General features: G+C 64.6%; 6 protein-coding genes. 4 read left to right on the top strand and 2 right to left on the bottom strand.

Features of this window, described 5'->3' with window-relative positions:
• The coding region (locus ABD287_RS18150; RefSeq protein ID WP_344174721.1) for a tetratricopeptide repeat protein at positions 1-200 on the top strand (200 nt) is incomplete at its 5' end.
• 769 nt (positions 201-969) lie between these two features.
• On the opposite strand, the gene ABD287_RS18670 is transcribed toward ABD287_RS18150, so the two are convergent.
• Together ABD287_RS18670 and ABD287_RS18135 are read right to left on the bottom strand one after the other, a co-directional pair.
• Positions 970-1,497: a VapC50 family PIN domain-containing toxin gene (locus tag ABD287_RS18670; RefSeq protein WP_486352066.1), complete on the bottom strand. Its 528-nt coding sequence runs from the start codon at positions 1,495-1,497 to the stop codon at positions 970-972.
• 34 nt (positions 1,498-1,531) lie between these two features.
• The gene (locus ABD287_RS18135) at positions 1,532-1,993 is read right to left on the bottom strand and encodes a helix-turn-helix domain-containing protein (protein WP_344174717.1); all 462 of its coding nucleotides are present in this window, start codon (positions 1,991-1,993) and stop codon (positions 1,532-1,534) included.
• A gap of 285 nt (positions 1,994-2,278) precedes the next feature.
• Here ABD287_RS18135 and ABD287_RS18130 point away from each other — a divergent pair, with 285 nt between their 5' ends.
• From ABD287_RS18130 to ABD287_RS18120, 3 genes are all read left to right on the top strand, one after another.
• Positions 2,279-3,076 carry a ParA family protein gene (locus tag ABD287_RS18130; protein ID WP_344174715.1) on the top strand — a complete coding sequence of 266 codons (798 nt, stop codon included), beginning with the start codon at positions 2,279-2,281 and terminating at the stop codon, positions 3,074-3,076.
• Entirely contained in the window at positions 3,073-3,429 is a 357-nt protein-coding gene (locus tag ABD287_RS18125) for a hypothetical protein (RefSeq protein ID WP_344174713.1), read from the top strand. Before ABD287_RS18130 ends, ABD287_RS18125 begins: the two co-directional genes overlap by 4 nt.
• Before the next feature lie 239 nt (positions 3,430-3,668).
• Positions 3,669-4,619, top strand: a complete 951-nt coding sequence (locus ABD287_RS18120) for a hypothetical protein (protein WP_344174711.1) — start codon at positions 3,669-3,671, stop codon at positions 4,617-4,619.
• Positions 4,620-4,687 lie beyond the last annotated feature (68 nt).

The following is a 4,687-nucleotide window of genomic DNA, read 5'->3' as shown; positions in this document are numbered from 1 at the left end:
GGGATCCTGACGGCGCGGCCGCCGCCATGGAACAGTTACTCGCCGACCAGGTACGGGTGCTGGGCGCCGACCACCCCCACACCCTGACCACCCGCCACAGCCTGGCGCGGTGGCGGGGGGAGGCCGGGGATCATGGCGGCGCGGCCGCCGCCATGGAACAGTTACTCGCCGACCAGGTACGGGTGCTGGGCGCCCCCTGACCACCCGCCACAACCTGGCCCACTGGCGGGGGGAGGCCGGGGATCCTGACGGCGCGGCCGCCGCCATGGAACAGTTACTCGCCGACCAGGTACAGGTGCTGGGCCCGGCGCCCCTACCCGGCGGCGAGAGGTCGGGGCACGGTGCCAACAGCCACGAAAGTCGAGACTGAAAGTGTCGGTGCGCGCACTTAAAGTGGCAGGCATGGATGACACATTGGAGGGCGTCGACGACGTCGGCGGTAGCCCGTTACGTCAAGGCGACATCTGGACCGAGCACGAGTACGAGCAACTGATCGAATGGCTCGGCGACGGCGTCACCGTCGCGCAGATCGCGCAGCAGCTGCAGCGCACGCCCGGCGCCATCCACGCACAGATCAAAGACCTCATCCCCCGCGACGCCGATGTCGCGATGCGCGGCAACGCCGGCCGCGAGTCGTGGCTACGTGAGCAGCTGGCTAATGATCCGCACTACGACTGGCGCACGGTCCTGCGCTCCCGTACCGACCGGCGGTTCTGGAGCGCCGACGACGACCAGGTTGTTCGCCTCGGGTGGAGCGACGGCACACTGCTACGGCAGATCGCGGTACGCCTGGATGCCTCTGAGTCGCAAGTCGTGCAGCGCATCATCGACCTGGGCCTGGCCGTCGACGTCGCCGACATCGTCGACCGGCTCGGCGCCACACCAGGCGGCTGCGTGGAAGCTCGCGCGCGGCTGCTACGCGCCGAGCTGGCCGAGGCGGTGTACGTGCTGCACAGGCCATGGCTGCAATTAGCTGCGGAGCGCGGCCACGGAATTAGTCAGGGGAGGACTCGCCTCGGCAAGCCTGTCGAAAATTTCATCCACCGTCAGCGGCGGACTTTTACACGACCGCGAAATTTTATCCAAGATACGTAAGACCAATGCCTTGTTCAGGTCAATGATGTCGTGGATAAAATCGTCCGCCGAGACCGCTTCGATTTCCCAAGGCGCAAGCCGATCGGCGGGGAAGTGCTTCAGGTTATCGGTCACGATTACTTGTGCACGAGATTTGATAGCGGCCGCCAATACGTGCCGATCACCCTCGGCAGGAAGCGTCAGAGCACAGATGAGGGGCTCGTACTGGGTGACCAGGCAGTCCCGTACCGCGTTGTTCATCAGCGCCCGCGTCCTATCGAGGCGGCTTTCATCAATATCCGGTCGATTGATCCTGATGTTACGAAACGCCTCATCGAGAATCTGATCGGTCCACTTGGCTTGGACTAATCCCTCTTGCGCGATACGAATAAGCAGATCCCGCAGGAGGCTCGGATATAGCACGTTAGCGTCGTATATGACGATGAACGGCGACACGTCAGATAAGGCCCATCTCCTGAGTCAACGCCGCCAGCTCATCGGCTGCACTCTTGCGCTCTATCTTGTCCTGATCCAAGTACGCGCTCAATGAGGACATCTTGATCCGACGGTGCTTGCCGACCTTCCGATAGTCAATCTTACGAGCATCAAGTAGCCCAATCAGGTACGGACGAGAAACATTGAGCAGGTCAGCCGCCTGCTGAGTGGTGAGCTCGGCATGTGACGGCACAACTTGAACGCCCTCGCCGGCAGCCATGTGGCCAAGGATCGCGGCGAGGAGCGTCACCGCCGCGCGCGGCACCGTCAGTGCTTCCTCGTTCTCATCGTCTTGAACCAGCAACGGAACGCTGTGCGCTTCCGGGTGGCGCGCCAGGTAGGCCGTGACATGCGGCAACGCCTGGTTCGCGGTCGCTACGGCTTGACTATCGGGTACCAGCGGTGGTGCAAGCGTTGAGCCCATGAGCCCCTCCTTCATCCACTCGAAGTATCCGCAACAATTGCAGCAAACGCAACAGCTCTTGGCGGAGGAGCTCCGCCGGACGACCATCTACCACCCTCAGACGCGCCGACGACCGCGCACCCAGACGCGCCGCGACGAACGCGATACCCAAACGAGCAAGCTCATACAGGTATGAGGCCTCATATCAGTACGAGATCAAGCCGCCTACCAGGAAGTTCACACTCGTCACACCTGTCACACGAGTATGAGGCCTCCTACTCGTGTGACAGGTGTACGGTGCGGCCCATGCGACGACTTGCGATCGTGAATCAGAAGGGTGGGGTCGGGAAGTCGGCCACCACGGAGAACCTGGGTGCGGCCTTGGCCGAGGAAGGCCACCGGGTGCTGCTGGTCGACCTCGATCCCCAGGGCCACCTGACCAAGGCAATGGGCGCGCCCAACGCCGTCGAGCCGGCGACGTTGACCGGAGCGCTGCTGGGCCAGTGGTCCGGGCAACTCGGCGAGCTGGTGACGCCGTACCGGGAGCGGCTGCACCTGCTGGCCACCAGCTCGGACATGTTCCTGCTGGAGCCGCAGATGTACTCGCGCACGGGTCGGGAATATCTGCTGTCACGGCTGCTGGATGGATTCGCCGGCGGGTACGACTACTGCCTGATTGACTGCCCGCCGAGCCTGGGCGCACTGACCGACACAGCTTTGGTCGCCGTACGGCGACCACGGCCGGACGACGCACACGAAGCGGGCGGCGTGCTAATCCCGGTCCAGGCCGAGGACTCGTCGCTGGACGCGCTGCGGCTGTTGACCCGGCAGATCGACACCGTTGAGCAGGCCCTGGGCCTGACGCTCGACGTCACCGGCGTGGTGGTGAACCTCTATGACGGACGCCGCGGCCGCATCGCCACCTCGACTCTGGCCGCATACGAGGCGATGGACGGCGTCGACGTCCTAGCCGTCGTCGGCGACCGCACAGCTATCCGGGAAGCCTGGCGGGTTCAGCGCCCCGTACTGGAGCACGCGCCGGACTCCGACGCCGCGGGCTGGTACCGCGAGCTGGCTCAGCGCGTCCAGAAGGTGATGGCATGAGCGGCGGCAAGGATCTACCCCCACCGCGCACCGACGACGTCCTGAGCCGTCGTTTCAGCCTCGGAACGCTACCGCCCGCCGAGCCTCACACGGCTCATACCTCTCATACACCGGCACCGCTAGCTGAGAAAACACCGACGGAGCCGGAACGGCGCAAGGGCGAGCCCGATGGGATGACGCGCCGCACGTACTACTACGACCAGGAGACAGCCGACGCACTGGCCGAGGCGGTCAACGCCATCCACCATCGCACCCACGGACGTGTGGCCAAGCACCGCGTCATTGAGGCCGTGATCCGAGCTGGCCTCGCCCACCTCGACGACGTCGAGGCGAAGCTGCGCGCGGCCATATGACACTCATGGCCAGCTCCCCAGACACGGCGATGGCGGCCAACGCGACACGCGCGGCCGCCATCAGAGTCTAGTCCTTAGTGGATTTGGAGATACAGTCGGCGCGGCTACGCCCCGGTTGGGAGGTCTTTCCCGGCCGGTCGGTGATGCGGTCCGCGCGGCCAGCCACACAGGTAAGCCTTGCTGCTCGGCCGCGTGACACCAAAAGCGGGAGAAGACCCGCAGGGCACTGAGGAGAGCGATTGTCAGCACCAGAGGCCACCCAGCATGAGCAGGACGAGTTCATGGTGTCCCTGTTCCATCTCCAGGTCGGAAAGAACACGGTCGACCCCGCTGCTGTGCTCGCTCGTGCTGGCCTTGACCAGCGCGACGGCGACCAGTTCGCCGGCTGGGTCACCGTTCCGCTGATGGATGAGGGATACATCGAAGGCAGAGCGGCTTTTGGGACCAACGGGTGTCCCATGTCAGTCCGCCTTACTGAGGACGGCAGGAAACGGGCTCGGTCGCTGGAGCGCATGGGTCCGGAGATGCGCCGCAACAAACATCAGCAATTCGCCCTGGCACAGGCCCTGTACCGGGTGGATCCCTTCGGGGAGCGAATGCACGACCCGTACGACTTCGCCCGTGAGTGCGGCGTCGACACCGACAGCCTGTCGGACCCGCATATCTCCACCGTGACCATTCCGCTTATGGCCGACGGCTACATCACCGGGCCGACAGTGGCAGAGATCGACGGGCCACTAAAGATTAAGATCACTCCAGAGGGACGGAGGTGGGTCGAGGGTGTCAGCGGACCGGAAGAGCACACCATGAGCCGCAGCGGCGGCCTGACTATCTCCGGCACCGGTCACAACGTGGCCGTCCAGAACCAGTCGCCGGGCGCTACCCAGCATTTCACCGCCACCACCGGCGGAGACATTGACAAGGTGTTGGCGTGGACACGTGATGTCCTGGACGCAATCAACGCCGCTGATCTTGATCCTGAGACAACCAAGGCCATCCGCGACGAGGTCGGCGACCTCGAACAGGATGCACGGCAGCCCAACCCGGACCGGGGCCGACTGCACCGAGGCATCAAGCGGGTACTCCGCGACCTGCCAGCGGGCGTGGCAGCCAACCTCACCGCCAGCGGTGCGATCGCCGCCGGCACCGAGCTGTTGGCCCTAGTACGACAGCCGTACTTCAGGGTCTGACCTGCGGGTTCGGGGCTGGACGTGGGGCGGCCACCGCGTGATCGTCTGTATGTTGTGGACAAACTTTC

The organism is Pilimelia columellifera subsp. columellifera (assembly GCF_039532605.1).
Taxonomy (GTDB): domain Bacteria; phylum Actinomycetota; class Actinomycetes; order Mycobacteriales; family Micromonosporaceae; genus Pilimelia; species Pilimelia columellifera.
Note: the sequence above shows the minus strand (reverse complement) of the source record. Positions and strands in the feature narration are given on the sequence as shown.

Bases quoted from the DNA above. Each gene is read 5' to 3' on its own strand.
- ABD287_RS18130 (WP_344174715.1), top strand. From the start codon at position 2,279: ATGCGACGACTTGCGATCGTGAATCAGAAGGGTGGGGTCGGGAAGTCG.
- ABD287_RS18135 (WP_344174717.1), bottom strand. From the start codon at position 1,993: ATGGGCTCAACGCTTGCACCACCGCTGGTACCCGATAGTCAAGCCGTA.
- ABD287_RS18125 (WP_344174713.1), top strand. From the start codon at position 3,073: ATGAGCGGCGGCAAGGATCTACCCCCACCGCGCACCGACGACGTCCTG.